This is a genomic window from uncultured Chloroflexus sp. (assembly GCF_937951745.1).
Taxonomy (GTDB): domain Bacteria; phylum Chloroflexota; class Chloroflexia; order Chloroflexales; family Chloroflexaceae; genus Chloroflexus.
On the sequence record NZ_CALFBQ010000092.1, the window covers coordinates 1 to 25644 of the forward strand.

21 protein-coding genes are annotated in these 25644 nt (G+C 57.2%); 13 read left to right on the plus strand and 8 right to left on the minus strand.

The window, feature by feature from the left end:
• The 8 genes from Q1A59_RS17855 to Q1A59_RS17890 form a co-directional block, all read left to right on the plus strand.
• The coding region (locus tag Q1A59_RS17855) for an SdrD B-like domain-containing protein (RefSeq protein WP_299645320.1) at positions 1 to 2781 on the plus strand (2781 nt) is incomplete at its 5' end.
• A gap of 534 nt (positions 2782 to 3315) precedes the next feature.
• On the plus strand, positions 3316 to 3741 hold the full coding sequence (locus Q1A59_RS17860; protein ID WP_298408268.1) for a hypothetical protein: 426 nt from the start codon (positions 3316 to 3318) through the stop codon (positions 3739 to 3741).
• 69 nt (positions 3742 to 3810) lie between these two features.
• Entirely contained in the window at positions 3811 to 5307 is a 1497-nt protein-coding gene (locus Q1A59_RS17865; RefSeq protein ID WP_299645321.1) for a response regulator, read from the plus strand.
• A gap of 65 nt (positions 5308 to 5372) precedes the next feature.
• On the plus strand, positions 5373 to 6227 hold the full coding sequence (gene rfbD / locus Q1A59_RS17870; protein ID WP_298408263.1) for a dTDP-4-dehydrorhamnose reductase: 855 nt from the start codon (positions 5373 to 5375) through the stop codon (positions 6225 to 6227).
• Positions 6224 to 7186, plus strand: a complete 963-nt coding sequence (locus tag Q1A59_RS17875) for a glycosyltransferase family 2 protein (protein WP_298408260.1) — start codon at positions 6224 to 6226, stop codon at positions 7184 to 7186. Before rfbD ends, Q1A59_RS17875 begins: the two co-directional genes overlap by 4 nt.
• Positions 7183 to 7962, plus strand: a complete 780-nt coding sequence (locus Q1A59_RS17880) for a dolichyl-phosphate beta-glucosyltransferase (RefSeq protein WP_298408257.1) — start codon at positions 7183 to 7185, stop codon at positions 7960 to 7962. The genes Q1A59_RS17875 and Q1A59_RS17880 overlap by 4 nt, the downstream gene beginning before the upstream one ends.
• The gene (locus Q1A59_RS17885) at positions 7962 to 8249 is read left to right on the plus strand and encodes a YhbY family RNA-binding protein (protein ID WP_298408254.1); all 288 of its coding nucleotides are present in this window, start codon (positions 7962 to 7964) and stop codon (positions 8247 to 8249) included. The genes Q1A59_RS17880 and Q1A59_RS17885 overlap by 1 nt, the downstream gene beginning before the upstream one ends.
• Positions 8246 to 8626: a hypothetical protein gene (locus Q1A59_RS17890; RefSeq protein WP_298408242.1), complete on the plus strand. Its 381-nt coding sequence runs from the start codon at positions 8246 to 8248 to the stop codon at positions 8624 to 8626. Before Q1A59_RS17885 ends, Q1A59_RS17890 begins: the two co-directional genes overlap by 4 nt.
• Here Q1A59_RS17890 and Q1A59_RS17895 read toward each other — a convergent pair.
• Entirely contained in the window at positions 8589 to 9044 is a 456-nt protein-coding gene (locus Q1A59_RS17895; protein WP_298408239.1) for a hypothetical protein, read from the minus strand. The genes Q1A59_RS17890 and Q1A59_RS17895 overlap by 38 nt on opposite strands.
• 873 nt (positions 9045 to 9917) lie before the next feature.
• Here Q1A59_RS17895 and Q1A59_RS17900 point away from each other — a divergent pair.
• From Q1A59_RS17900 to Q1A59_RS17910, 3 genes are all read left to right on the plus strand, one after another.
• Entirely contained in the window at positions 9918 to 10406 is a 489-nt protein-coding gene (locus tag Q1A59_RS17900; RefSeq protein ID WP_298408229.1) for a flavin reductase family protein, read from the plus strand.
• A gap of 72 nt (positions 10407 to 10478) precedes the next feature.
• Positions 10479 to 14525 (plus strand): CHASE domain-containing protein, encoded by a 4047-nt coding sequence (locus Q1A59_RS17905; protein WP_298482401.1) that lies wholly within the window; start codon positions 10479 to 10481, stop codon positions 14523 to 14525.
• 154 nt (positions 14526 to 14679) lie between these two features.
• Positions 14680 to 15288, plus strand: coding sequence for a hypothetical protein (locus Q1A59_RS17910; protein WP_298408221.1), 609 nt, complete (start codon positions 14680 to 14682; stop codon positions 15286 to 15288).
• Positions 15289 to 15329: 41 nt separating this feature from the next.
• Here Q1A59_RS17910 and Q1A59_RS17915 read toward each other — a convergent pair whose 3' ends face one another.
• The 5 genes from Q1A59_RS17915 to Q1A59_RS17935 all read right to left on the minus strand — a co-directional run bounded on the left by Q1A59_RS17915 (position 15330) and on the right by Q1A59_RS17935 (position 18082).
• On the minus strand, positions 15330 to 15803 hold the full coding sequence (locus Q1A59_RS17915; protein WP_298408218.1) for an anti-sigma factor: 474 nt from the start codon (positions 15801 to 15803) through the stop codon (positions 15330 to 15332).
• A gap of 3 nt (positions 15804 to 15806) precedes the next feature.
• Positions 15807 to 16484 carry an RNA polymerase sigma factor gene (locus Q1A59_RS17920; RefSeq protein WP_298408216.1) on the minus strand — a complete coding sequence of 226 codons (678 nt, stop codon included), beginning with the start codon at positions 16482 to 16484 and terminating at the stop codon, positions 15807 to 15809.
• A gap of 153 nt (positions 16485 to 16637) precedes the next feature.
• Positions 16638 to 16850, minus strand: a complete 213-nt coding sequence (gene yidD, locus Q1A59_RS17925) for a membrane protein insertion efficiency factor YidD (RefSeq protein WP_066788495.1) — start codon at positions 16848 to 16850, stop codon at positions 16638 to 16640.
• A 4-nt stretch (positions 16851 to 16854) separates the two neighbouring features.
• Positions 16855 to 17493, minus strand: coding sequence for a 4-vinyl reductase (locus tag Q1A59_RS17930; protein WP_066788492.1), 639 nt, complete (start codon positions 17491 to 17493; stop codon positions 16855 to 16857).
• Between the two features lie 79 nt (positions 17494 to 17572).
• A complete protein-coding gene (locus Q1A59_RS17935) occupies positions 17573 to 18082 on the minus strand; it encodes a molybdenum cofactor biosynthesis protein B (RefSeq protein WP_298408209.1) in 510 nt (169 codons plus the stop codon).
• A 459-nt stretch (positions 18083 to 18541) separates the two neighbouring features.
• On the opposite strand from Q1A59_RS17935, the gene Q1A59_RS17940 reads away from it, so the two are divergent.
• Positions 18542 to 18934 carry a metal-sulfur cluster assembly factor gene (locus tag Q1A59_RS17940; RefSeq protein WP_298408206.1) on the plus strand — a complete coding sequence of 131 codons (393 nt, stop codon included), beginning with the start codon at positions 18542 to 18544 and terminating at the stop codon, positions 18932 to 18934.
• Complete coding sequence (locus Q1A59_RS17945; protein WP_298408204.1) at positions 18931 to 19935, plus strand: amidohydrolase family protein; 1005 nt, start codon at positions 18931 to 18933, stop codon at positions 19933 to 19935. Before Q1A59_RS17940 ends, Q1A59_RS17945 begins: the two co-directional genes overlap by 4 nt.
• 55 nt (positions 19936 to 19990) lie before the next feature.
• Here the strand turns inward: Q1A59_RS17945 and aroQ are convergent, their stop codons facing one another.
• Both aroQ and Q1A59_RS17955 read right to left on the minus strand, forming a co-directional pair.
• The gene (aroQ, locus tag Q1A59_RS17950) at positions 19991 to 20446 is read right to left on the minus strand and encodes a type II 3-dehydroquinate dehydratase (RefSeq protein WP_298408201.1); all 456 of its coding nucleotides are present in this window, start codon (positions 20444 to 20446) and stop codon (positions 19991 to 19993) included.
• 36 nt (positions 20447 to 20482) lie between these two features.
• Positions 20483 to 25639: an NEW3 domain-containing protein gene (locus Q1A59_RS17955; protein WP_298408198.1), complete on the minus strand. Its 5157-nt coding sequence runs from the start codon at positions 25637 to 25639 to the stop codon at positions 20483 to 20485.
• Between the last annotated feature and the right edge of the window lie 5 nt (positions 25640 to 25644).

Consider the following 25644-nt stretch of genomic DNA (forward strand, 5'->3'; position numbering starts at 1 on the left):
AGCGGCTATGTCTTCACCGCCGCCGATCAGGGCAGTGATAATGCGGTTGACTCGGATGCTAACCCCACGAACGGTCGTACCGCGAATTTCACGCTCACGAGTGGTCAGACCGACACCACGTGGGACGCGGGTGCGTATCGGCCAGCTAGCGTCGGCAACTTCGTCTGGCGCGATGTGAACGGCGACGGCCTGCAAGATACTGGCGAACCTGCTATCAGCGGCGTGACCGTCACCCTGACCGGGGCCGGGCCGGATGGTGAGTTCGGCACGGCGGATGACATCAGCCGTACAACTGTGACCGACAGTAACGGAGAATACCTCTTCACCGGACTACCGCCGGGCAGCTACCGACTGAGCTTCAGCGACATCCCGGCTGGATTGACCTTCAGCCCGGCCAATCAAGGCAGTGACGACGCTGTTGATAGTGACGTAGAGACGAATGGTGAAACGACGGTCTTCACCCTTGTCAGTGGTCAGAGCGATCTCACCCGCGATGCCGGACTCTACCCGCTGCTCAGTCTGGGTAATCTGGTCTGGGAAGATTCCAACAACAACGGTGTCTTTGATAGTAGCGAGTCGGGCGCAGGCGGTGTGCGAGTCCGCCTCTACCGTGACAGCAACGGCAATGGCATATGGGATGCCGCTGATCAGTTGGTTGGTTTAACCATCACCGACAGCAACGGTAACTACCTCTTTACCGGCTTGCCACAAGGCAACTACTTCGTGGTCTTACCGGGCGCTCAATTCGCGGCTGATAGCCCGTGGTCAGGGTATCGCAGCAGTACCGGTGCGCTCTCGCTTACCCTCGGGCCATTCGAGCCGGGTGTTGATGCGAACACCGATCGTGACGACGACGACAACGGCACCCAGCAGGTCCTCGATATCGTCAGTAGCCTGATCGAACTGCGACCCGACAGCGAGCCGGATGTAGCCGTCGATGGCGATGACCGCAACAGCAACCTTACCATCGACTTCGGTATCTTCCGGCCAGCCGTAGTAGGCGATTTCGTCTGGAGCGATCGCAATGGGAATGGCCGGCAAGACCCTGATGAGCTAGGAGTGGCCAACGTGCGGGTTACCCTCTACTACGTGGGACCTGACGGCATTGCCGGCACTTCCGACGATGTGGAGGTAGCGACGCAGTTCACCGATAGTGATGGCTTCTACGAGTTTACCAATCTACTGCCGGGCGACTACTATCTGGTCTTCAGCGAATTGCCGGTGGGGGCGCGCTTCACCGCCGCCGATCAAGGCGCTAATGAAACACTCGACTCAGACGCCGATCCGGTCACCGGCGTGACCGCCGTCTTCGCGCTCACGAGCGGGACGATCACCTTGGATTGGGACGCTGGTCTCATCTTGCCGGCCAGCGTGGGCGACCGAGTGTGGGAAGACCGCAACGGCAATGGTGTGCAAGACGCAGGCGAGCCGGGTATTGAGGGTGTAACCGTGCGCCTAACCGGTTTCGATATTGACGGAAATACCGTTGATCGGAGCACGACCACCGATAGCAACGGCAACTACCGCTTCGATAACCTGCAACCGGGTGAGTACACAATTACAATCACACCACCGGCTGGCTACGTCATCATCACCGCCAACCGTGGCAGTGATACCGGTGCCGACTCAGATGTCGATCCGTCGAGCGGAGCAACCGACCGCTTCATCATCGGCGGTGGCGACATTGATCTGACGTGGGATGCTGGTCTGTACCGACCAGCCATTGTGGGTGATCGAGTCTGGCTGGACGTGGACGGCAACGGTGTCCAAGACGCGGGTGAGCAAGGCGTTGCTGGGGTGACGGTGCGATTGACCGGCACCACCGGCACAGGCGAGACAATAACGCGCACTGTGACGACCGACGACAACGGTAACTATCGGTTCGACGACTTACCGCCGGGGTCGTACACTATCACCGTCACACCACCAGCCGGCTATGCCATCACCGTGGCTAACCGCAGTGGTGATGACAGTGCTGACTCGGATATTGATCCAAACAGCGGAACGACCGCCACGTTCACCGTCACCAGCGGAACAATTGATCTGACGTGGGATGCCGGCCTATACGTACCGGCGACGCTTGGCAATCGTGTCTGGCATGACCGCAACCAGAACGGCATTGCCGAGGCAGGTGAAGAAGGGGTGAGCGGAGTAACTGTGAGTCTCTACCGTGCCGACGGCACGCTGGTTGGCACGGCAGTGACCGGCGATGATGGCAGCTACCTCTTCACCAACTTGCCGCCGGGGAGCTACTATCTCGAGTTTAGCCTACCGAATGGCTGGGCATTCAGTCCGCAAGGTCAGGGTGGCGATAGCGGGCGTGACAGCGATGTTGACCCGAACACGCAACGCACGCAGGTCTTCACACTCACGAGCGGCCAAACCGACCTCGGTTGGTGGGCGGGTATCCACCAGCCGGCCCCGCCAACGGCCATCACCCTGCTCAGCTTCACCGCCGAGCGGCAGAGCAACGGTGTGCTGTTGCGCTGGGTGACGGGCAGCGAACGGGATACGCTCGGCTTCGTGATCCTGCGCAGCGCGAGCGGCAACCGAGCGGATGCGGTGCCGATCGTGGCGACGCTGATACCAGCGCAGGGCAGCGCAGGCAGCGGCGCGAGCTACCAGTGGTTTGATCGCACGGCTCAGCCAAACGTGAGTTATCACTACTGGCTGGTCGAGATCGAGACAGGTGGCGGGCGTAACGAATTCGCGTTGCATAGCCCGGCGGTACAAGCGGTACAATTCGTCTATCGGGTGCTGGTGCCAATCATTCAGCGCTAGCAACAGTTCTCTTGCGGTTCTTTCACCGGTTGCTGTTCCTCACAATAGTGTGAAGGGCGGCGACCGGTGTTTGTATGCCAATTGAAAATGCGTAACCACACGAGCAGTTTGCATTGCTCGCGGCTGACAATCGTGCTCGCGGTAAGAATAGAGCGGTGTGAGCAATGGGCAGTTGTAGCAGCGACAGGAGATACTCTGCCCAAGATGAACGTTCATCTCCACGATGCTGCGTTGCTGTGAAGTGTTTTTCAGACAATTTTTTGACTTGTAAGCAAAAAAGTCATGCCAAAGTTGGCATGTCATGATATAATAGGCAAACAAGATAAAAAAGTCTTATCTTGGCATATCATCACTGGCTGCTAGAAGGCACATTCCCCTCGCTGAGGCAGAGGGCGTGTACGAGCAACTGCGACCGTTGAAGATCAGCGTAGAGTAGAGGTCTCATCTCCTGTCTGTGTAGGTATACCTGTAGGTATACCTCTTTCGGTATCGTCCAATCTGAGCTTGACGAGTATTCGCACAGGAGCCGGCGCTATGTATATTCGCTGGGTTGTGCGGCGGCACAAAAACGCAGAGATTGCCAATACCAATTTCCATGACGCCTATCTTGTCGAGAGTTACCGTGACGAACGGGGGCAGCCGCGGCAACGCACGATTGCCTATCTCGGCAATATTCGCCAGATCGGAGGGGAATTTCCGACGATTGAGCGTGAGCTGTTTTTATTGCGCGCAGATCGCATCCTTGAGACCTTGCCAGAGTTAACTGAAAGCGATCGGCAAGAGGTACGGGAAGCGTTACGGCGCAAGGTGCCGCCATTAAATCGTGATGAGGTTATCCGGGGGTTTACTGCCAATTTAAGCTGGTACCGGCAATGGTGGGAGCAGAATGGCAATCCGCTCAGTGATGAGGAAGTGCTCAGTATTGTGCGGGCCACGCGGGGCAAGGTCGGTCCGATCTAAGCCATACCTAGACCGAACATAAACAATTTTGTCATGACAATGGTAACAGCTCCGTGGTAGGATATAACCATGGAGCAAAATACTGTGTTAATCGTTGATGACGATGAGCAGATGCGTGCGCTGCTCATCGAAACAATAGCCCCATTCAACCTCCGTCTGCTAACTGCGCAGCGCGGCGATCAGGCGTTGCAATTGGCCAGACAGTATCACCCTGATCTGATCCTACTCGACGTCATGATACCGGATATTGACGGCTTTGAAGTATGCCGATTGTTGCGCGATGATCCGATGTTAGCCCAGATTCCGATTGTTATGATCACCGCCTTGAATGATCGCGAAGCAAAAATACGCGGATTCGAGGTTGGTGCCGATGAGTTTATTACCAAACCGTTTGATCTCGGTGAATTGCAAGCGCGGGTTAACACCTTATTGCGCTTGAATCGATACCGCCGGCTCTTGCAAGAGCAAGCACGCGTGAATGCCGAACGAGCGCGGTTTGAGTGGGTGGTCGAGACGTCGGATAACGCATACCTTATTCTTGACCAGCAAGATCGGATCACCTACGCCAATGCCCGCGCCCGTGCATATCTTGGTTTGACGGCTGATGAACAGCCGAGCAAGCCCTTCTGCGAGCTAGCTGCGCAGCGGTACCAGTTGGCGCCATCCGAGGCATGGGAACAGTGGCCGGTGCCGACTGATCTCCAGCGCTTCTTAGTGCATCCTGAAACGCTGCATAGTTCTGAACAATGGCTCAAAGTTGAGCCGGCGCTCATCCATCCGGCTGACGATCAAATTGTCGTGATCATCCGTGATGTGACGCAACAAATCACGGTCCAACGCGAGATGTGGACGTTTCATACCGCGATCTCGCATAAACTGCGCACACCACTGGTCAGCATTATTGGTGGTTTGAACATCTTGCACGATAATATGGATCAGCTCGATCGTTCGATTGCGCGGAACATTGCGGCTATTGCCCTCAGCGGCGCGCACCGGCTGCAAAGCGAAATTGATGATATTTTGCTGTATGTGCGCAGTCCCGGTGATGCGCACTACCTTGATACATGCACGGTGTTTGAACTACCTGCCATGATCGCTGCGATCAGCCAAGAATTGGGGATGCAGACCGTCAGTCTCAACCTTGATCCCGCGCTCGATGCGCGGCGGTTGCGAATTTCGCGGCGTAGCCTAGAAACGATATTGCGGGAATTGTGCGAAAATGCCAAGAAATTTCATCCCCAACGCAATCCGGCAGTGATGGTGCGCGTTGATACTGATCTGGTTCGTGATCAGGTGCGGTTGCTAGTTTGCGATGATGGGATACATCTGCCGCCAGAACAACTGCGCAAGATTTGGCAGCCGTACTATCAGGCCGAGCGCAGCTTTACCGGGCAGGTTGAAGGGATGGGGCTGGGGTTGGCGCAGGTGGCGCGGATCGTATTGGCGGTTGGCGGCAGCTACCAGATACATAATCGCTCTGATCGGCCCGGAATCTGTGTCGAAATCCGCATTCCTTTTGCGGAAGAACAGGCGCGTGGCGTCGTGATCGGTGCAGGTGAACGTTAAGTTGACGCTTATCAGCTCTTCTGCTACTCTGTGAAGCCGGTTAAGCGCAGAGAAGGAGCCAGAGCTTGCGGATTGCAATCACTGGAGCATATGGGCAATTAGGGCAGGCTGTGATGGCCGCGCTCGCCGATCAGCACGATCTAGCGCCGTTGGGACACGGCCAGCTTGAATTGGCTGATCCGGCAACTGCTGATCAGATTGCGGCCACCGGCGCCGAGGTGGTGATTCACGCTGCCGCCTATACGAATGTGGATGGGTGCGCGCGCGATCCATTGTTGGCCTATCGGGTCAATGGCTTGGGCACGCGCTATGTGGCCCTTGGCTGTCGCCGGATCAATGCAGCGCTGGTCTATATCAGCACCAACGAGGTATTTGCCGGCGATGGCCGGCGGCCGTATCTTGAGGATGATCCCACCGGCCCGATCAATCCGTATGGCCAGAGCAAGCTGGCCGGTGAGCAAGCCGTGCGTGAGCTATGGCCGCGCCATTTTATCGTGCGAGTGGCATGGCTGTTTGGCGGTGAACGCAATTTTGTCCGCACGGTGTTGCGGTTAGCGGCTAACCCGCCGGCGGGCGGGTTGCGGATGGTGGCTGACGAGATCGGCAGTCCCACTTACGCGCCTGATGTGGCAGCGGGTTTGGCGCAATTGATCACGACTGATTACTACGGCACCTATCACTTTGTTAACGATGGCATCTGTTCACGCTACGAGTTTGCGGCTGAAATCTTGCGCCGCGCCGGTATTGATACCCCGCTTCACCCTATTCGCTTGCGCGATTTTCAACGCGATAGCACACCGCCGCCCTATACCCCGCTGGCCAACGTGGCCGGTGCAGCGTTGGGAATTACCTTCCGTTCGTGGCAAGAGGCGCTTGACGCCTATCTTGCCCGTCTGCGCCGCGAAGTGTCATTACCATGATTGATGTGATTGTACCCAATTACAATGGCAGCGCTTTGCTGCCGGTGTGTCTTGACTCGTTGCGCGCGCAGACTCGGCGTGATTTTGTGGTAACAGTGGTTGATGACGCAAGTACCGACGACTCGGTAGCGTTGGTACAGGCACGCTACCCGGAAGTGCGGGTGTTGGCGTTGGCGCAGAACCGCGGGTTCGCGGCAGCGGTGAATGCAGCGATAGCGGCGACCGAGCGCCCTTTTGTGGTCTTGCTTAACAATGATACCGAAGCTGACCCTGAGTGGTTAGAGGCGCTGATCGGCGCGCTTGAACGCTGGCCGCAGTTTGCCTTTGCCGCCGCGAAGCTGCGTCTGTTCGACCGGCGCGAGGTGTTGCATTCGGCAGGAGATTTCTATCGGTTGAATGGCGAGCCGGGCAATCGCGGCGTGTGGGAAGTCGATCGTGGCCAATACGATGCTTACACCGAGGTGTTCGGTCCATGCGCCGGCGCAGCTGCATATCGGCGCAGCGCACTAGAACTGCTGGCCGAAGATGGCAAAGTCTTTGACGAAGAACTAGTAATGTACTGTGAGGATGTCGATCTCAACTTGCGCGCGCGGCGCAAAGGTCTGCGTACTATTTTTGTCCCAACCGCAGTCGTCTACCACCGGCTGAGCGCCAGCGGCGGTGGCGTTTTGGCTAGTTATTATTGCGGGCGCAATTTTCCGCTCGTATGGGTGAAAAATATGCCGTCGCCGCTGGTGCGCCGCTATTGGCCGGCGCTAGTGATCTCGCAGGTGCGTTTTGCCCTGCATAGCTTGTTGCATGTGCGAGAACCAGCCGCACGGGCGCGGCTGCGTGGCCAATTGGCTGGTTGGCGCGAGTTGCCGCGCTTTCTATCACGCCGTTCCGCATTGCCAGAAGAAACAGCGCCGGTCGTCGCCGCATTGGCGCTCGGCCAGCCACCTACGCAGAGTCCATCATGACCAACGAACCATTCCTATCTATTGTGATCCCAGCGTACAACGAAGAGCGGCGCTTGCCGGCAACGCTCGCCGCAATTATGGCCTTTCTCGCCGCCGAGCCATACGCCAGCGAAGTGATCGTTGTCGATGATGGCAGCGAGGACCGCACCGCCGAGATTGCCGCTGCCTTCCCCGCTGTCACCGTGTTGCGCTGCGATCATCGCGGCAAAGGGTTTGCGGTGCGCGCGGGGGCGCTTGCAGCGCGCGGATCGATCATCTTGCTGTGTGATGCTGATTTAGCGGTGCCGATCGAGGAATGGCCGCGATTGCGCGCCGCGATCGAGGCCGGCTATCCGATTGCGATTGGGTCGCGTGAGGGAGTTGGTGCGACCCGTGAGGGCGAACCGTGGTACCGGCATGTGATGGGACGGGTGTTCAATTGGATCATTCGCCTCGTGGCTCTGCAAGGAATTAACGATACCCAGTGCGGCTTCAAGGCGTTGCGCCGTGATGTGGCCCGCGATCTCTTCCGCCGGGTGCGTATGTATGGCGATGATGCGCCAGTTGTGCGCGGCGCCGCTGTGACCGCGTATGATGTCGAATTGCTCTTCCTTGCCCAACGCCGTGGCTACCCAATCGCCGAAATTCCGGTGACGTGGCGCTACGGTGCGGAAACGAAAGTTAATCCGCTGCGCGACTCGTGGCGCAACTTGCGTGATGTGCTCCGGGTGCGCTGGAATGATCTCCGTGGCCAGTATGACGTCACATCTGCCGCGGTAGAGGAGGTTGCTCCCTGATGACTCCTGCCCAACGCGCGTATCTGCGCCGCCTCGCCCATGCGTTGCCGGTCACGGTGATGATCGGTAAGCATGGCCTGACCGAAAACATTCTGTCGAAGGTCGAGCAAGAACTTGATGCCCACGAGTTGATCAAAGTACGGTTTATCGACTACAAAGATATGAAAGAGGAGTTGGTCGAGACGATAGTGGCGACGACCGGGGCGATGTTGGTGGCAATGATTGGCCACACGACGATCCTCTATCGCCCGCACCGCGATCCGGCGCGGAGGAAGATCCACGTATGAACACGAAAGCCTTGCAACGCGGGTTCTGGCTCTCGTTCTGGTCGGTGGTGACCATTATGACGGTGCGCGGCGCGATCATTCCGGCGCGGCTGCGCAATCTGCGGATTACTAGCCTCAGCGGGATCGGGCCGGTGTATGCGACCGTGAGTTGGGGCTACAGCGCCGGCAGCCGGCCGGTGAACGTGATCTTTGACCTACAATTTGCTGGTGGTGCCACCGGCAGCGTCACCGTTGATGGCGAGGCGCTCGAGGCTGAGGTGCCGTTGATTGGGACGGCGCGGGCCGGTGAGGCGTATACCATCACGGCGACGTTGGTCTACCGCCAGTTGGGTTGGACATTTATCCGCCAGATGCAGGTGTCGGGTCAGGTTGGGTAGCTTGCGCCTCTAGTTCGGCGATGCGGGCCCGCACTTCGGCGGCAAGCCGCTGCAATTCACGATTGACCACGTACTGCCATTCGGCTGCTTCGTGGTCTTCGAGTGCGCCGCCGCCATACTTCAACTCCATCGCCAAATGCCACCCTTTGCGTTCGGCAAACTTCTCTAATTCGGCGCACCGGCTCGGTGGCCAACGCCGGCGGATAAACTGGCGAAACGCGCGTTCCATCCGTCCTGATCCATCGGGATTTAGTGATGGCAGGGGGAAAAATGGCTCTTTATCGCGTGGATCGGGGGCGGCTGCTTTGCTGAAGTAGAGGGTGCGCTGGGTAATCGAGTAGCGCCACTCGCCATCGCCATGGTAATTGCCGGGGTTGTTGGCAATAGCACCGGTTAGCATGCGATCGGTGATGGTCATCGTTGCACCTATTCGATAAAAACCGATCTTACGACAGTAACTTGTTTTATACAGCATAGCACAGAGCAGGCGAAGAGACAACTAGTTGGGAAGTAAGGCGTGGGGAGGAAGGGCCAGAACGGTGGCGGCTCTTGTGTACTTACTTTTATTACGTCCTCTCTGGTATGACATAGTGAAGATGGCCGACAGCTAGCGTTCAAGGACGGACAGTACATATGAGCGTAGATGTCGTTGATGGCGTTGTGATGCGCCGGTTCACCCTCATCCCTAGCCCCTCTTCCACTAGCGTGGGAGAGGGGAGTAGAACTCAGCTTTGAGGCATTACACGGCGGTTATCGGTTGTACTCGACCAAATTTCTGTCCATCCCTCAATGCTGGTAGGAGAAGGTCGCTCCTGCGTTCCGCTCCCGCAATGCTGTGCCCGCCATCCAACGGCTCCCCTCGCCCGCCGTGAGGTGGGAAAGGGGGCTGGGGGGGTGAGGGCCGATCCCAAGGTGTAAAGCGAGCAAAGCCACAGAGATTTTAAACGCAAAGGACGCAAAGGTTTTTTAGGATGACGATCATCCGCCGCGCCCTCGGCACCCTTAGCGGTAAGCACGATAGCACCCTCATCTCCAGCCCCGCCCCACGCCAACGGGGGAAGGGAACTCAGTGCCGAGCGGTGAGGTATCGCACAGCGATCAACGGTTGTACTCGATTGCATGTTCTGTTCGAACAGCCAGCGTAGCGGGCGCAGCCCACTCAAAGCACGCTCCCGCTAGGTGGAATGGCGCGGTAATTTTGATGACCACCCTCCAGAACGCCTTGCTCATTTTACCTTACTCGGCGTATACTTCTACAAGGAAGAAGTTTTGAAATATGTTGAGATGTTCAATGACTGTCGATCCGCGTGACTATCGCGCCACAATGGGTTTGTTTGCCACCGGGGTGACGGTAATTACCGCCAGTGATGGCCAGCAGATCCGGGGCATGACCGCCAACTCGCTCACTTCAGTTTCTCTTGATCCGTTGCTATTACTCGTCTGTGTTGATCGCAACGCGCGCATGGCGCCGGTGATCAGCGCAGCGACTCATTTTGCGGTGAATATCTTGCGCGCCGATCAAGAAGCGATTGCGCGCCATTTTGCTGGCCGGCCACAGCCTGATCTTGACATCCCAATGATCGAACTGGCCGGCGCGCCGGTGTTGCGCGATAGCCTTGCCACACTGGTTTGCGCCCGCGATCGCATCCTCGACGGCGGCGATCATCTGATTGTGTTAGGGCGCGTGCTTGCGCTACGTCGCGCATCTGAAGGGGAGCCGCTCTTGTACTTTGCTGGCGCGTATCGCCACTTGGCGGAAATATCGCCAGCGCTGGCGTAAATCTATCCGCCATGCTACGATTCACTCTGGTATCGTTGGTTGATGTCGGCGTACCTACCGGAGTGGATGGTAATGATCTACCTACGCCGGCGCATACTGCTTGGCTTTGGTCTCGGTTACGCTGCACTGATCTGGCTCGGCGCGCAGCTAGTCATCACAATGCACGGCTTGCCATTGATTTGGCTTGCCGCTGGTGTGGCGTTAGGCGGTGCGCTGCTAGCCGGTAACCGGATTTTGCCGGTCATCTTTGTCGGTGCATTGGTTGGATATGGCGCCGTCTTCTGGCAGCTCGGTCTCCCTCTTGCACAGTTGCTGCTCTCGGCGGTGATCTTTGCCGGCGTCGCTGTGGGGCAGGCATGGCTGAGTTATTTCCTCGTGTACCGGTTTGGCGGGCCGCTGCCGCCAGTCTCCTTACCGCGAGTCTTCCTTGTTTGTGGGTTACTCGCGCTGGCCGCCTTGCCGGCGCCATTTGTAGGCACAGCAACAATGGCTGCTGCTGGCGTGCGCTTGGCTAACGATTGGCCGTTGGCTGGCTGGCAATGGTGGCTCAACTTCCTTGCTGGCGTATGGTTGGTCACACCGTGGCTTGTTGTTGGCGCCTCCTATTGGCATCGGCGACCAATGCGTGAACCGTTCCTGTGGCCGGTGAGTAGCCTCTTACTAGCATTGCTGCTCTTTAGCCTGCAACTGGTTTGGCGCGATGTCCAACAGCGGTATGCTGACCGGCTCCAAGCCGATACCACCGAGATCATGAGTCTGATCGATGACCGGATGACGCGCTATGAACAAGGGATTCAGAGCATTAGCGCTTTTTTTCTCGCTTCACAGTATGTTGAACAGCATGAGTTTAGCGTCTTTGTGCGCACAATCCTCAATCAGCTACCGGCGTTACAGTCAGTTGGTTGGGCGCAGCGAGTGACACAGGCTGAACAAGTGGCGTTCGAGCGCCGGATGCAGGAAACCGGCTTGCCAGACTTTCGGGTACGCGAGCCGGGAGCCTATGGCCCGCCGGTAAGTGCCCGGCCTGAGTATTACCCATTGACGTATGTCGAACCGTTTGCCGAGCGCCGTTCGGTGTTAGGCATGGATATGGCGGTCGAGCCGGTACGGCGCGATGCGCTGGCGCAGGCGCGCGATAGTGGGCAGATCGTGATGACAGGGCCGATCTCCCCGTGGGTGTCAACGGTAAAGACGCCGTCGGTGTTGTTGCTGGCGCCGGTGTATACCGCAGGGCCGTCGCCGCAAGATGTGGCTGAACGCCAGCGCCGGATTAGCGGGATGGTGATGTTTTTAGTGTTGCCGTCAGAGTTGATTGAGCAAGCGTTGCGGCCGGTCGTTCCGCCTGATCTTGAGGTACTCTTGCTAGACGTCACCGATGGCACGCCGCAACCGCTCGCTTTTTACGCATCGGGCGCAGCGCAATCGCTAGAGCAGCTTGATCTGGCAGTATTTATGCGCGAGACCGCTATCGTTATCGAGCAGCAACGCTATGGCCGGGTCTGGCAATTTGCGTTGCGCCCCGGCGCAACGTACCCGAACCGTTGGTTGAATTGGGATGCAATGAGCCGCATACTTATCGCCGTTGCGAGCCTCACGGTCTTCTTTCTTTTTATCGGCCAACGCCAGCAGCACGACGCGCGCCAACGCCGCCTCACCCGGACCTATGCCTTGCTCAGCGCCATTAACCAGATGATCATTCGCGAACGAGAGCCGCAGCGGATTTTTCAAGAAGTCTGCCGGATTGCGGTTGAAGTGGGCGGGTTTCGGATGGCGTGGATCGGGCAGCGACAAGCAGGTAGTGATCGGTTGGTGCCGGTTGCATTCGCCGGAGAAGTAGGCGACTACCTCGAACACCTTCAGATCTCGCTGACCGAACATACGACCTGCCCGACGGCGCAGGCGCTGAGCGGCGGTCAAGCGATGATTGTCAATAATCTTGCGACTGATGAACGGGTGGCATTGTGGCGTGAAGCGGCGCTACGGTTAGGGTATCGCGCCTTAGCAAGCTTTCCATTGCTGGTCGATGGCGCGGTGTATGCGACTTTGAGCCTCTATGCCGGCCAGCCCGCTTTTTTCGATGCTGACGAAGTGCGCTTGCTCAAAGAACTTGCCGATGATATTGCCTTTGCCATCATGGTTGGGCGGCAAGAGGCGCAATTGCGAGCGAGTGAGCAACGTAACCACTTAATCGTTAGCGCCTTGCCCGATCTCGTCTTTCGGCTTAATCGGCAGGGTGTGTTAATTGATTTCTCGGCGCCCTCTGTCTCGATGTTGCTCAGGCCGCCGGACGAGTTTCTTAATCAACCATTTGAATTCGTCTTACCCGCTACGATAAGCAATCGGTTACGGGTCGCCCTAGATGCCGCTTTTCTCACCGGTGAGCTACAGACGGTGGATTATCAGCTTACGATTGACGATCACGAACGCTTTTTTGAAGCGCGCATCAAGGCCAGTCCCGCCGGTGATGAGGCGATCGCGATTGTGCGTGATGTGACGGCGTGGCGCATGGCTGAGTTAGCCTTGCAGGCTGAACGTGATCTGCTCGCCCGCCGCGTCGCCGAACGCACCGCCGAATTGAGCCGGGCCAATGCTGAACTGGCGCGGGCTGTGCGCACCAAAGATGAATTCCTCGCCAATATGAGCCATGAGCTGCGCACACCACTGAATGCGATCCTTGCCCTCAGCGAGAGTCTGTTAGAAGAGTTGCGTGGCCCGCTTAACGAGCGGCAGCGGGCAGCTGTGTGGGCAATTGAGGCGAGTGGACGCCATTTGTTGGCTCTGATTAACGATGTGCTCGATTTGGCCAAGATCGAAGCGGGGCGGATGGATATCATCAAAGAGGTAGTCGCACTCAGTGATCTGTGCGAAGCGAGCATGACACTGGTCAAAGAGCAGGCTCACAAGAAACAGATCCGCCTTTCGTTGTGGATCGACAATCCGCAGGCACGCTTTATAGCCGACCCCCGCCGCATCAAACAGATACTGGTCAATCTGTTGAGCAATGCCGTCAAGTTTACGCCTAACGGCGGTTCAGTGGAGTTGCGCGTTGCGACCGATGCGAACCAAGGCACGATTGCCTTTGCTGTTAGCGATACCGGTATTGGTATTGCGCCTGAACAGTTGCAATACCTCTTCCAGCCGTTTGTGCAGCTCGATAGCAGCCTCAGCCGCCAACACGAGGGTAGCGGCTTGGGGTTAGCATTGGTGCGCCGGCTTGCCGATTTGCATGGTGGGAGCGTTGCAGTAGCCAGCGAACCGGGAAAAGGTAGTATCTTCACGGTGACGTTGCCCTATCAACCGACGACGCATGCGGTTGTGACCGCGACTGATGACGACTTGTCTCCGCTGCGGTTGGCGTTGGTGATAGTTGATGCGGGGATGATGGCCGATCAATTGGCCCGCTACCTCGAAGAGCAGCAGATCCAGCCGGTGTTGGTGTTGCAGAGTAATGATGCGCTTGAGCATGCAGCCGCAATGCGTCCCGACCTCATCGTGCTCGATCTCCACATAGCCGGCGGTGTGGGTTGGGACATTCTCGCCGGCTTGCAGCACGATCCTGAATTGCGTTCAATTCCAGTAATCGCCATTGTCATGCCGGATGAAGCCCAACAAGCGTTGGCTGCCGGTGCAGTGGCATGGTTGGTGCAACCGGTTGATCGGGGCGCATTACGACGGGCATTGAGCCATATCACCTTTTCGCCCAAGCCAGCAAGTGCGCCAGAATTGCGCCACAGCGCGGGGGCCAAGCTCTTGTTAGCCGAGGATAACGAACTTAACCTGTCAACCATGAGTGAATATCTCGCTGCCTGTGGTTACGAGTTACGGGTCGCGCGAAATGGGCGCGAGGCGTTAGCAGTTGCCGCCGAATGGCAGCCTGATCTGATCATCATGGATATTCAAATGCCTGAAATGGATGGCTTAGAAGCGATACGGCAATTACGCGCGCAAGCGATGTACAGTGCCACGCCGATTATTGCCGTCACTGCGTTAGCGATGCCGGGTGATCGCGAACGTTGCTTGCTAGCCGGCGCAACCGATTATCTAGCTAAGCCGGTTAATCTACGCCGGTTAGTCGAGCGCATCGAGCAGCTTTTGTATCAACAGCAACATGCCAGATAATTCCGGTGTATCTAGTATCCTTCATGTGCTACAATCAGACATAACGATAAGGTCGGTGCAGCCCTCCTTGCTGCTGCCCTTTCACCCTCGCTACTGCGGGCAACGACCTGCGCTATCGTTGGTTAGTTACCCATTCCGCCAGAGGAGCGCCCCTATGCTGGCCCGGATCGCACTCAGCCTACTGCTTGGCTTCATTTGTGGCACGACTGGTCTCGTCTTTATGCCCGATTTAGCTCGCGTCATTGGCCCATTCATCTGTGTGGGCGAATTGCAGCCTGATCGAAGTGAAGGCGTGTTGCATTTTCGTTGCCGCACGGTCAATGGCGATGAACAGCGCCTCGATCTGAAACAGATGTTGCCGTATGCCATTATCAGCACATCGTTGCTCTTGATCCCGCCGGTGCATACCGCCATTCGCCGCTTCGAGCGGCGCCATTCGGCGATCCGACAGGCCATCGATCGCGATTTAGCCACTTCAGTGCTGGTGCGTGCTGAGCTGTTGAAGGTGGAGCTTGTCGGTTCGTATAAACGGGCCATTTTGATGCGGGCGGTCGAAGTGGAGTTGACGCTATGGGTCTACCCGCCGGCTCAGCGCCCCTACGAAGCGCGCGCATACTGGTTGGTAGAGGAGGCTGGATTGACCAATTTACGGCGTGGCGTGATGCTCAATGCACGGATTAACCCATTGCGCCCGCAGCGCGTCTATCCAGCGGAACCGTGGGCAACATACCTCTGGTATGAAAAAGTGCCGGCAGGAGGATAGGGGGATGGGAAGGGGCGGGTGTCAAACCCGCCCCTCAGCGTCTACGATGATGATCTTCTGCCCCCAATCGGTCTCAGTTCAGGCTGCCATGTATCGAGCAGAATCCAGAGCACAAGCGCCAGCAAGACCCAATGCAATTGGTCGTGAATGAGCGCGGCGATGCTGACGATTTCGCGGGCAAAGGGAATGGTCTCGTACAGCGACTGCAAGAGACGGGCAGGTAACGCTTCCAATTGCGCGATCAGTGAACCGGCGCCAAGCTGAAACCAGACGATCTGATAGAGATAGGTAGCGCCAACCATCGAAACCAGCACCACGAGCGCAATCAACCCAATCGCGAGATAGAAGCGCCAACGTGACAGTGGTGCCGAGGTCAGAGCAGGGCTAGGCGCGGTGTTTGGCACCAATTGCAACAGCCGGTGCGTTAATTCAGGCGGCGCCTCCCAGCGCAATTCGTGGCGGAGCGCCGCATCGAACAGCTCTTCTGGCGGTGGTGTTGGCATTGGCGTAGACATAACTCACCTCCTTCCCCACCCCGGCAGCAGGCGTAGCGGCGTAATCCGCAGCAACTGATGATCATCAGCCGGTTTCAGAGCCGGCTGACTCACGGCACGAGTTGCTGGTGGTTCATTCGTCTGCAACAATTGCGCAAGGCGCTCTTTGCCGCGCCGGATATGGCTCTTCACGGTATTGAGAGGCAGGTCAAGTATCTCGGCAATATCGGTATACTTGAGATCCTCAAAATAGTATAACGTAAGCACCAGCCGGTAATGCGGTTCGAGCTGTTCGAGCGCGCGGCGTACTTCAAGTCGCAACTGGTTTACATCAAGCGATTGGGCCGGATCGATCCAGCGGTCAGGGTCAGCCACGGTATGCAGCGCATCGAGCTCTTCGTCATCGGTAGCGGGTGGCACAATCGGCGCTTGCCGCCCGCGCCGGCGCAATTCATCGCGGCACAGATTGACCACCAACCGGTACAGCCACGTGGTAAACCGGCTCTCGCCGTTGTACTGGGGCAAGGCGCGGAAGAGCCGAATAAACGCCTCTTGGGTCAGATCGGCGGCATCATCGGCGTTCTTCAGCACGCTCATCGCGATGCTGTACACATAATGTTGCTGACCGATGATCAAATCGGTCAACGCTTGTTGGTCGCCTTGTTGGGCACGCACAATCGTCTCGCGAGATGGTTCAGCCACCGGTTTGCTACTCCTGACGCCGGAAAGGCGTCATAGGCGCACTGCCGAATCGCAGCGGCGGATTGACTGATACATAGACGATGGTGCGGCAGAAAAAGTTGCACACAACAGTAAAAGCTGAGCGCCGCGTACATTGTGGCGCTCAGCACTACGTTATGGCACTGGATCGTAACCGCCGCGGGCGAAGGGATGGCAGCGTGCGATCCGTTTGATCGTCAGCCAACCGCCGCGGAGTGCGCCGTGCTTCTTAATCGCTTCATAGCCGTAGTGCGAGCAGGTGGGGGTATAGATACAGCTCGGCGGCGTCCACGGCGAGATCGCGACCTGATAGAAACGAATCAGTTTTAAGAGCAGCCAGCGCAGCATACGCTTACTCTAGCGGATCCTTCCCGATGGCAAAGGCGCACGACGAGCAATTACCCTGCCCCATGCATGAGATCTGCTCAACCGAGAAGCGGCGGCCACCGCTCACCCATGCGGTGGCCTCTTCGAGAATGCCGCGGGCAATGTAAAACACCGGGCCCGGCTCAGGGCGCGTGATACAGTTCGAGCAGCGGGTGATGTGGTACACGAACCGTCCGCGCTCTTCCTCGACATGGCTCGACTGGTCGGAGAAGCGGTCAAATGTTTGGGCGGTGGCGTTCAGTACGATCTTGAGTTTCATGGTGATCGGCATGAGTTTTAATGCCAGATCAGCCATACCAAGCAGCGGACCGAACTCCTTCAGACCAAGCGAGAAGGCGACACGCCCGGCGCGCAACTCGAGGCCGCGCGCTCCACGCGGCCCGTACATCGTGCCGAGCGCCACCGAATACTTCGAAATGGCTTCGAAGGGAAATTCGCGCTTGAGGTCGTTCGGCGGGTAGGCGTCGATGTACTGTTGCAGATCGGCAAGCCGGAGCAGGGCCTTCACGCCGTTCTGACCCATGACTTCCTCCAGCGACAGGAAGCAGAGTCGGCCGATCTTATTAGGATAGTACAGGCCGCGGAAGGCTTCTACTGACGTCATGGGTTCTCTGGCTCCTTCTCACAGCTACGAAGAGAACGGCTCTTTGCGATAACGCTCATACTATAACAGAAAATGGCGATTAGCGCACAGTTTCCCAGACCAGATGCGCCAATTCGGGCAAGATGAGGCGGTTCATCCCGAGCTGAACCGCGTTAGGCGAACCGGGCAGGCAGAAGATGAGCGTTCTGCCAAAGACGCCGGCGGTTGCGCGCGAAAGCATCGCTGCTGGCCCAATCTCGGCAAATGACAACATGCGAAACAGTTCGCCAAAACCGGGCAACCGTTTTTCCAGCAAGGTGTCAATCGCTTCGAAGGTACTATCGCGCCGGGCGATACCGGTGCCGCCATTGGTGATAATCACTTTGCACCCTTCAGCGGCAAAACGACGCACCATCTCGACGATTTGCGCCGGCTCATCTCGCACCACGGCATATTGTACCACATTGTGACCAGCTTGCGTCAGTGCCGTACAGATGGAGCGACCGCTCTCGTCGGTCGCTTCGGTGCGGCTGTCGCTTATCGTCAGTACCGCGCATGGAATTGATGCCGTCTGCATCGCCGCTGCCTGACGGTGTTCTTGATGTCCCATAGTACGGTTCCTTGCCGTTTATAGATCTGCTGTATCCTACCATAATTTGGCCGGTTGTGTCCAATGATCTTGCGATTGTCGAATGGTGTCGAGACTCTAAGGATAGGTGTCACACCTACCCCGGCTGTTCCCCGTCGGTTAAATACCAAACGGCCGGGCGGGGTCATACCCGTCCTGACTGTATTGCAGGCGGTCGGGTGGGTGTTAACCCTGTCCCGCTTGTATCGGAGGCGGTCGGGCGGGTGTCGCACCTGCCTCTACCGTTTCTTATCGTGTCGGATACGTGGCGATCTACGCTCCTTTAGCGGCTTGTATTCAATTTAGATATGTGATATATTCGTAATAGATCTCAATTTCCACGCAATTACAGTCGCGGCGCAGCGCATCCTCTCTTCACCGTTCTCCGGCGTGTCCGCAGAACTAAGATAGTGTGTTAGTGTCGGTCACGAGGAGGTGTCAATGACAGCTTCCACAACGGTTGGAGTCGCTTACGATGACGTGATGGCCGTGTTGCAACGATGCTATGACCCGTGTTGCAAAGAGCGGCAGGTGAGCGTCGTGGACATGGGGCTTGTCGAGCAGGTGCGCATTGCAGGGACGCAGGTCGATATCGACATTATCTTGACCACCGGTTGGTGTCCATTCGCGTTGCATCTCTTGCAGATGATGGAAGAGGAGGTGAAGACGCTGCCCGGTGTCGAACAGGTGCAGGTCAATATTACGTGGAATACGCCATGGTCGCCCGAACGGATGTCGGCATTGGCGCGTGAGCGCTTGCGCTTGCCGCTCGAGCAGCTATTGCCGCTGCGTGAGGCACGGATGCAGCATGCGCGGAAGGAGGGTGCGCAATGATTGACGATGCATTTGTGTTTGACGGTGTCTGTCACGTGTTTAATTTCGACAAGTCGAATGCTTTTGGTAAGCCCGGCGAGATGTTTATTGAGCATCTGTATGCCTTCCACCAAGTGCTCAACGCCCCCGGCGAGAAGACGCTCAGCCGCGAAGAGTATATGCGCGAATGGCACGTCGATGAGATTGCGCGCATGGTCTTCGATGAGAGTCCGACTGATATGATCGTCGCGCAGCCTCTACCCCTCACCGATCTGTTCAAAGATGGCCTTTCGCCGTGGGAGCGTTGTGCTGAGATGGCTCGCCGGTATCCTGATCGGGCGATCTTTTGGGGGTCGGTCAATCCACTTGAGGGTAAGAAGGCACTCGATCTGATGGAGATTCAGGTCAAAGAGTATGGCGCCCGTGGGTTCAAGCTCTACAATGTACGCTACGATTATGGTCAGCCATTCCCATGGCGGATGGACGATCCGCGCGTGGCGTTTCCTGTCTTTGAAAAGGCGCTTGAGTTAGGCGTCAATATTATCGGTGTTCATAAGGGGGTGCCGCTCGGTCCGCAGCCGATTGAGCATACGCAGGCATGGGACATGGACGGCGCGGCGGCCAATTTCCCTGAGATCAACTTTATCATTTTCCACGTCGGTCTACCCTTTATTGATGAGATTTGCTGGCAGTTGGTGCGCTATCCCAATCTCTACGCTTCAATTGCTGCAACCGTCAACTTTGTCGTTCGTTCGCCGCGTGTCTTTGCCGAAACGATGGCTAAGCTGCTGTTCTGGTGTGGTGAAGACAAGATTATCTACGGTGGCGAAACACCGATCTGGCATCCGCGTGGTGCACTCAAGGCATTCTGGGAGTTTGAGCTGCCAGAGGATATTGTGCAGGGGTACGGTTGCGGTCAGTTGACTAAAGAGGCGAAGCAGAAGATTCTGGGCCTGAATCTGGCTCGCCTGCATGGGATCGATGTTGAAGCGAAGAAGCGTAGCCTCGGCTTGGCGGCGTAGCGTGGGTTGCAGGCGCAAAGAGCTGCCATTGCTCTTTGCGCTTTGCCATTTACCCCTAAGTTGCCCCATTTTCCGGCCATCGTTCGGCTAACAGCCATTCCAGCGCCAGCAGGTAGCCGCGCCAGCCGAGGCCGGTGATCTGGCCGCGCGCAATCGGCGCGATCACCGAGGTGTGGCGGAAGGCTTCGCGTTGGTAGACATTTGATAGGTGGACTTCAATGATCGGCGCTGAGAGCATTGCTAACGCATCACGCAACGAGAGACCATAATGGGTCAGCGCCCCCGGATTGATAATGATGCCGAGCGCATCCCAGCCGTGCGTCTGAATGGCATCGACCAGCTCCCCTTCGTGATTGGATTGAATGCAAATCACGTTAACGCCGGCTGCTGAGCCGCGCGCCAAGAGCGCGGCGTCAATGTCGGCTAGGGTCGTGGTGCCGTAGATCTGCGGTTCGCGCCGGCCCAGCATGTTGAGGTTGGGGCCGTGAATGACTAAGATGGTTGGTGGCATCGTCATTGCTCTTTTGGCGGCAGCGTGCTGCCGTTATTACCGGCTAACAACCGGAATAAAGACCGTTTCGCCAAAGATGTCTGCCCGATAGAGATAGATCATCGAGAGCCGGATACTACTGCGTTGGCTTGGGTCGCGCCGCGAGGTGGCCGTCAAGATCAAATCGTGGCGCAATGCAAATGGTTGGATCGTTGGTAGATTGACTGTGACGTTGATCCCAACATCGCTCGCGCCGCTGTTGAGCGTCACGGCGTTTGGCGTGATTGTGACGCCGAACTTGCTATCTAATCCGCTGACAGTGAGATCAAAGGTGTCGGTGTCGTTGCCAAGGTTTTCCAGCACAATCCTGCTAAAAGTCATCTGGTTTGTTGCCGCCGGAATGCCGCGCAGTTGGTCGCTGCTCAGCAAGACGCCGGTAACCAATCCAATCCGCACACTATTAAAGATGGTGCTTTTTACGTTAGTATCGGTCTGCGAAGTAGCAGTAACCCGGATGCTGCTTAGGTTGAGGCCGGCAGCTAGCCCGCCCGGCAGATTCAGCAGCACGGTGATTTCGCGGCTCTCGCCGGGGCCAAGATTGACTTCATTGGGGAAGACACGCACGTCATGTCCATCGCCTTGGATAGCGGTGATGGTGTAGGTGTCGGCGCTAAAGCCGATATTCCGTACTGTGTGGGTGATGACCGTCGTAGCGTTCGGCAATGCAATCACGTTCCGCGCCGGTTCGAGCAATACGTCGCGCAGCGCGCCGACTTGGACGATATTCTCGGCACTGGCTAACGATAATGCGCCACCGGTAGCCCGCGCTTCCACCGTGATCGAGTTACTCGTGCCGGGCGGGCTGCTAGCTGGGATAGTTACTGTCACCGTGACCACGGTTGTACTGCCCGGTGCCAAGACGGCAGTGGTCGCTGGTGTGATAGGAGGGGTTGGCCAGCTTGGATCGGCGCTGCGCGCGATCAAGTCATAAGCGATCGTTGATGAGCCGTTGTTGCGCAGGGTATGCGTAAAGACGACCGTTCCCCCCGGTACGCTGTTAGCAGTTGTGCCTGCCGAGAGCTCAGCCCCGTCAATACTGTTTACCGTAACGCTATCAACCACCTCGGCGCTGACCGCCGGGTTGCCTTGCGATGTAGCGCGGGTGGTAGCTGTTGCTATCGTACCAGCGGCGATGCCGGTCGGAACCGTAATCTGCACCGTTACAGTGATGGTAGTGTTACGGGCGAGGACCGGAGTCGTTACTGGATCGGTTGTTGCCGTCCAACCGCTGGGCAATCCATTGAGGCTAAGGGTGAACCGATCGGGTGCGTTGCCGGTGTTGGTTAAGGTATGCGTAAAGGTGACGATCGCCCCCGGATCAGCATTGACATTGAGCGGGGTGGGCGCGAAGCTCAGATTGCGGATCGTCGTCACCGTCACCGTGGCGGTCGTACTAGCCGTGCTGTCAGGCGCAGGCGGGGTTTGGCCGCCATTGCGGGCAATCGCGCGTATTTCGACCGGCGTATCGCCGCCATCAGCAGTTGCCGGCACACTTACTTGCAGGGCATAGGTGCAGGTACTGCCATCAGCCGGTACTGGCGAGGGGCATGTGGTGCTACTGCCCACAAGGTTCCAGCCGGCAGGCAAGGGTTGCTCGAAATCAAACGGCGCCGGTGCGTTGCCGCCGTTACGCACGGTGACAGTGATGGTGGCCGTCGCGCCGGGATCAACTGGGTTGGGCGCTACCAGCGGGCTACCCACAAAGACCGGTGTACCGCCGCCGATGACTTGTGCCGTGCCGGTAGCGGTCTGGTTGGCCGGCGGGTTAGTGCCGCCGTTGACACTGGCTTGGACGATAAAGTTGTAGAAGCCGACCGGCTCGCTGGCGCCAGCGGTAACGGTGAGGGTGATTGGGCGCGCTTGCCCGGCGGCAAGGGTGAAGCTAGTGGCCGGAATTGCGGCAAACGTCAGGCTAGAGGCAGGCGTCGTGTTGCTTGGCGGGGTGATAATAAAGGTATCAGTGAAGTTGCCAGTATTGGTCAACACATAGCTGAATTCAACCGAGCTGGCCGGTGTCAATTGGCGGGTGGTTGGGGCAAGAGCAGTAAACTCGAAGCTGCGCACCACCGGCACGCGCACGGTATCAGTAGTGGCCGGATCGCTCTGCTCGCTAAAGACTTGTGTGCCCTGCTGACTGGTCGCGCGCACGCGGAACGAGAACGGGTAGTCGCCAGCGAGTAATGAGCTACTAGAGGGCGTATTCACCACAATGGTGAGGGTCGTGCTCGCGCCGGCGGCCAGCGTCGTGCTGCCGAACGTCGCCGAAGTGATGTTCCAACCCGCCGGCGGCGTGCCGCTGAAGATCGGCAAGCCGCTGCTGCCGTCAGGCCGGATAATGCTCAGATTACCGGTGAGTTGGCCGGTATTGGTGATGGTATGGGTAAAGGTAATAGTGTTACCGGTGCGCTCGATAACTTGGCCGGGTGAGACGACCGGCTGGGCCGGAATGATCGTCACCGCTTGCGCAGCGGTGGTCAAGGTCACGCTATTTGAGACCGTCTGATCGCTACGAGCCGTCACTGTAGTGGTGTCGGTGTCGCCGGGGCTAGCAGTGAGCGGCACCGCCACGCCAATGACAATCTGTGTGCTACCAACCGGCGGCACCTCTACTAAGGCCGGCCCACTCGTCCAGCCGCGATTGCTATCGAGTGTCAGGCTATAAGTGCGCGTCACCGAGGCGGTATGGCTCAAAGTTAGGGTGTAGGTGGCTGTGCTACCAAGGCTGACCGAACGGCTGGTACCGCCGGTAACGGTGAGCGTTGCGGTTGGCGTGGCGCAAGCGTCGGTGGCATTGACATCGAGCGCGTTTGAGAAAGGCGAGCTATTGCCGGTGGTAGGATTGTGGACGGTCGCCGTGATGAATCCCAGACAACCGGTTATGTTGGCGCTGAAGTTCCCGCCGGCAGTGGTGGTGACACTGGTCAAGAAGACCGGCCCTTCGCGATCACGGTCGGTCACGCTCGCACTGGCAGTAAAGATTTCCACCACACAATTTGCACCGCAGCCGGTCGTGCCGGTAACAATTGGCGAACCAGCAGTAATTGGATTAAAGCTTGGTGCGGTGAGACTACCATTAGCGTTGCTGCCAAGGCTAATCCCGTCACCGTCGTTGTTTTGGGTTGTGTTGCGCGAGAGTAACACGCCAGAGATATTAGCGGCGACGAAGATGCCATGACCAATGCCAAGTCGTCCATTGCGCACCAGCCGATTGCCAACCAGTTGATTATTGCCGCTATTGACAGTAATACCGTGGGTGGCGTTGAAGGCGGAAGTATTGCTTTGGCCGGCGAAAGCGATCAGGTTATTTTCAATCCGATTATTGCTGCCACTGTTGAGCAGAATGCCATCTTTCCGAGTGGTCGTACCGCTAGCTGGTGTTTCACTACTCGAAGCGCGTACCCCAATGCGGTTGCCGATGATAAGATTATTGCTCGCATTGTTAGCTAGATTGATACCGACATCAACCCCGCCGATCAGGTTATCGCGCACGGTCGTATTACTTGCGTTACTAATCCGTATACCTCGACTATCAGCCACGACCGAGCTAGCAAGTTTATCGCTACCATCAGCGCGAACGCCAAGATAGTTGCCCTGCACGGTGTTACTGTTGGCGGTGCATGTTGCGCATGGCTGGATAAGAACAGCAGCGCCTGATCCGGTTGTAGCAAAATCACCAGCAGCGATCACATTGCGATTGGCGGGGTTAGGTCCACCGATCAGTGAATTACTGCCATTTTCGATCCACACACTCGCATCACCAGTACCGTAGCCGACGGTGGTTTGGTTAATGGTAGTCTTGGATGTTTGCGTGCCGGTTGGATCAACACCAAGATAGTTGCCGCGTACCACAGTATTTCCTGAGCGAATGCGAATGGCATTGGTACGTGCGCCGGCAATCACGTTGCCCGGCCCAATGGTGACGCCTACACTATTGCGCCCGACGAAAATACCTTCACCACCAGTTGTTTGATTGATTGTACCATTGCCTACTGGAAACGGGTTGCCACTCGGATCGAGGGCAACGCCGATATAGTTGCCGACGATCACCGTCGGGCCGGTAGCGAATTGCGTGTCTTCAATCACTATCCCGCCGTTAGTATTGCCGCCGATATAGTTGCGTCCGCCCACCGGATCAATTGGTTCGCCAATTTCGGTATTAATGGCACCATACGTTGCGCCACCAGCAATCAAAATACCGATTCGGTTTGCGATAACCGTTCCGGTTGCATTGACGCCGATCCAGTTGCCGACAATCCGATTGTTTCGAGGAATAGAAGGGGCATCGGCAGTCGTAGCGTTACTTAACAGCGTGATACCGGCGGCATTGGGTCCGGTATAACCGCCGATCAGATTACCGCTGATCAGCGTGTCACGTGCATAGCTTTCGAGTGAAATGCCGCCGAGATTGCCCGATGAGGGGGTAACATCTAAGCGAGCATCACCGCTGATGGTGGTACCAATGTAGTTACCAAGAATCTGATTACCGCTGAGTACTGTATTGCTCGACACATTGACAACACCAATATCAGCAATCTCGTTGCCGCTGATCACATTGCGATCCGCCGGATCGCCGGTACCGATCCGGTTGTTGCTCGCACCATCATTAAGCAGAATACCGTAACCGGTGTTTGGCTCCGGTGAGCCGTTGAGGTGACCGATCCAGTTGTTGGCAATGAGGTTATTTTGAGCATTATTCCGCACATAAATGCCCGATCCGCCCGCCGAGACAAGAGAGGTACCACGGCTAAAGCGAATAATCACCAGTCCGCGAATCACATTGTTGTTGGAAGCGATGACCAAGCCATGGGCCGGAATAAGGGATGTACTTGCGGTCAATTGTTCACCGCTAATAATAACGCTATGCCCATTCCCGCCGTCAATCGTGGTATTGCCTTCGGTGAGTGGCGGCAGTCCGGTGTTTTGTACATAAATCGTTCCGCTGACGCTAAAGGTGATGGTGTCAGGCACACCATTGCTATTCGCCACATTGATCGCCTCGCGCAGCGTACAACCACCCGGGTTAGACGTGCAAGCGCCATCGTCCGTGTCGGCCAGTGAATTAACGACGAATGAAGCAGCCAGTGCCGGTTTGGTTGTCGGCAGCAGGCTCACAATCAGAATGATGAGGAGGGCAAGGTGCAAATGACGGTGCATAGCGC

Bases quoted from the DNA above. Each gene is read 5' to 3' on its own strand.
- Q1A59_RS17860 (WP_298408268.1), top strand. From the start codon at position 3,316: ATGTATATTCGCTGGGTTGTGCGGCGGCACAAAAACGCAGAGATTGCC.
- Q1A59_RS17865 (WP_299645321.1), top strand. From the start codon at position 3,811: ATGGAGCAAAATACTGTGTTAATCGTTGATGACGATGAGCAGATGCGT.
- Q1A59_RS17875 (WP_298408260.1), top strand. From the start codon at position 6,224: ATGATTGATGTGATTGTACCCAATTACAATGGCAGCGCTTTGCTGCCG.
- Q1A59_RS17880 (WP_298408257.1), top strand. From the start codon at position 7,183: ATGACCAACGAACCATTCCTATCTATTGTGATCCCAGCGTACAACGAA.
- Q1A59_RS17885 (WP_298408254.1), top strand. From the start codon at position 7,962: ATGACTCCTGCCCAACGCGCGTATCTGCGCCGCCTCGCCCATGCGTTG.
- Q1A59_RS17890 (WP_298408242.1), top strand. From the start codon at position 8,246: ATGAACACGAAAGCCTTGCAACGCGGGTTCTGGCTCTCGTTCTGGTCG.
- Q1A59_RS17895 (WP_298408239.1), bottom strand. From the start codon at position 9,044: ATGACCATCACCGATCGCATGCTAACCGGTGCTATTGCCAACAACCCC.
- Q1A59_RS17900 (WP_298408229.1), top strand. From the start codon at position 9,918: ATGACTGTCGATCCGCGTGACTATCGCGCCACAATGGGTTTGTTTGCC.
- Q1A59_RS17905 (WP_298482401.1), top strand. From the start codon at position 10,479: ATGATCTACCTACGCCGGCGCATACTGCTTGGCTTTGGTCTCGGTTAC.
- Q1A59_RS17910 (WP_298408221.1), top strand. From the start codon at position 14,680: ATGCTGGCCCGGATCGCACTCAGCCTACTGCTTGGCTTCATTTGTGGC.
- Q1A59_RS17915 (WP_298408218.1), bottom strand. From the start codon at position 15,803: ATGTCTACGCCAATGCCAACACCACCGCCAGAAGAGCTGTTCGATGCG.
- yidD (WP_066788495.1), bottom strand. From the start codon at position 16,850: ATGCTGCGCTGGCTGCTCTTAAAACTGATTCGTTTCTATCAGGTCGCG.
- Q1A59_RS17930 (WP_066788492.1), bottom strand. From the start codon at position 17,493: ATGACGTCAGTAGAAGCCTTCCGCGGCCTGTACTATCCTAATAAGATC.
- Q1A59_RS17935 (WP_298408209.1), bottom strand. From the start codon at position 18,082: ATGGGACATCAAGAACACCGTCAGGCAGCGGCGATGCAGACGGCATCA.
- Q1A59_RS17940 (WP_298408206.1), top strand. From the start codon at position 18,542: ATGACAGCTTCCACAACGGTTGGAGTCGCTTACGATGACGTGATGGCC.
- Q1A59_RS17945 (WP_298408204.1), top strand. From the start codon at position 18,931: ATGATTGACGATGCATTTGTGTTTGACGGTGTCTGTCACGTGTTTAAT.
- aroQ (WP_298408201.1), bottom strand. From the start codon at position 20,446: ATGCCACCAACCATCTTAGTCATTCACGGCCCCAACCTCAACATGCTG.
- Q1A59_RS17955 (WP_298408198.1), bottom strand. From the start codon at position 25,639: ATGCACCGTCATTTGCACCTTGCCCTCCTCATCATTCTGATTGTGAGC.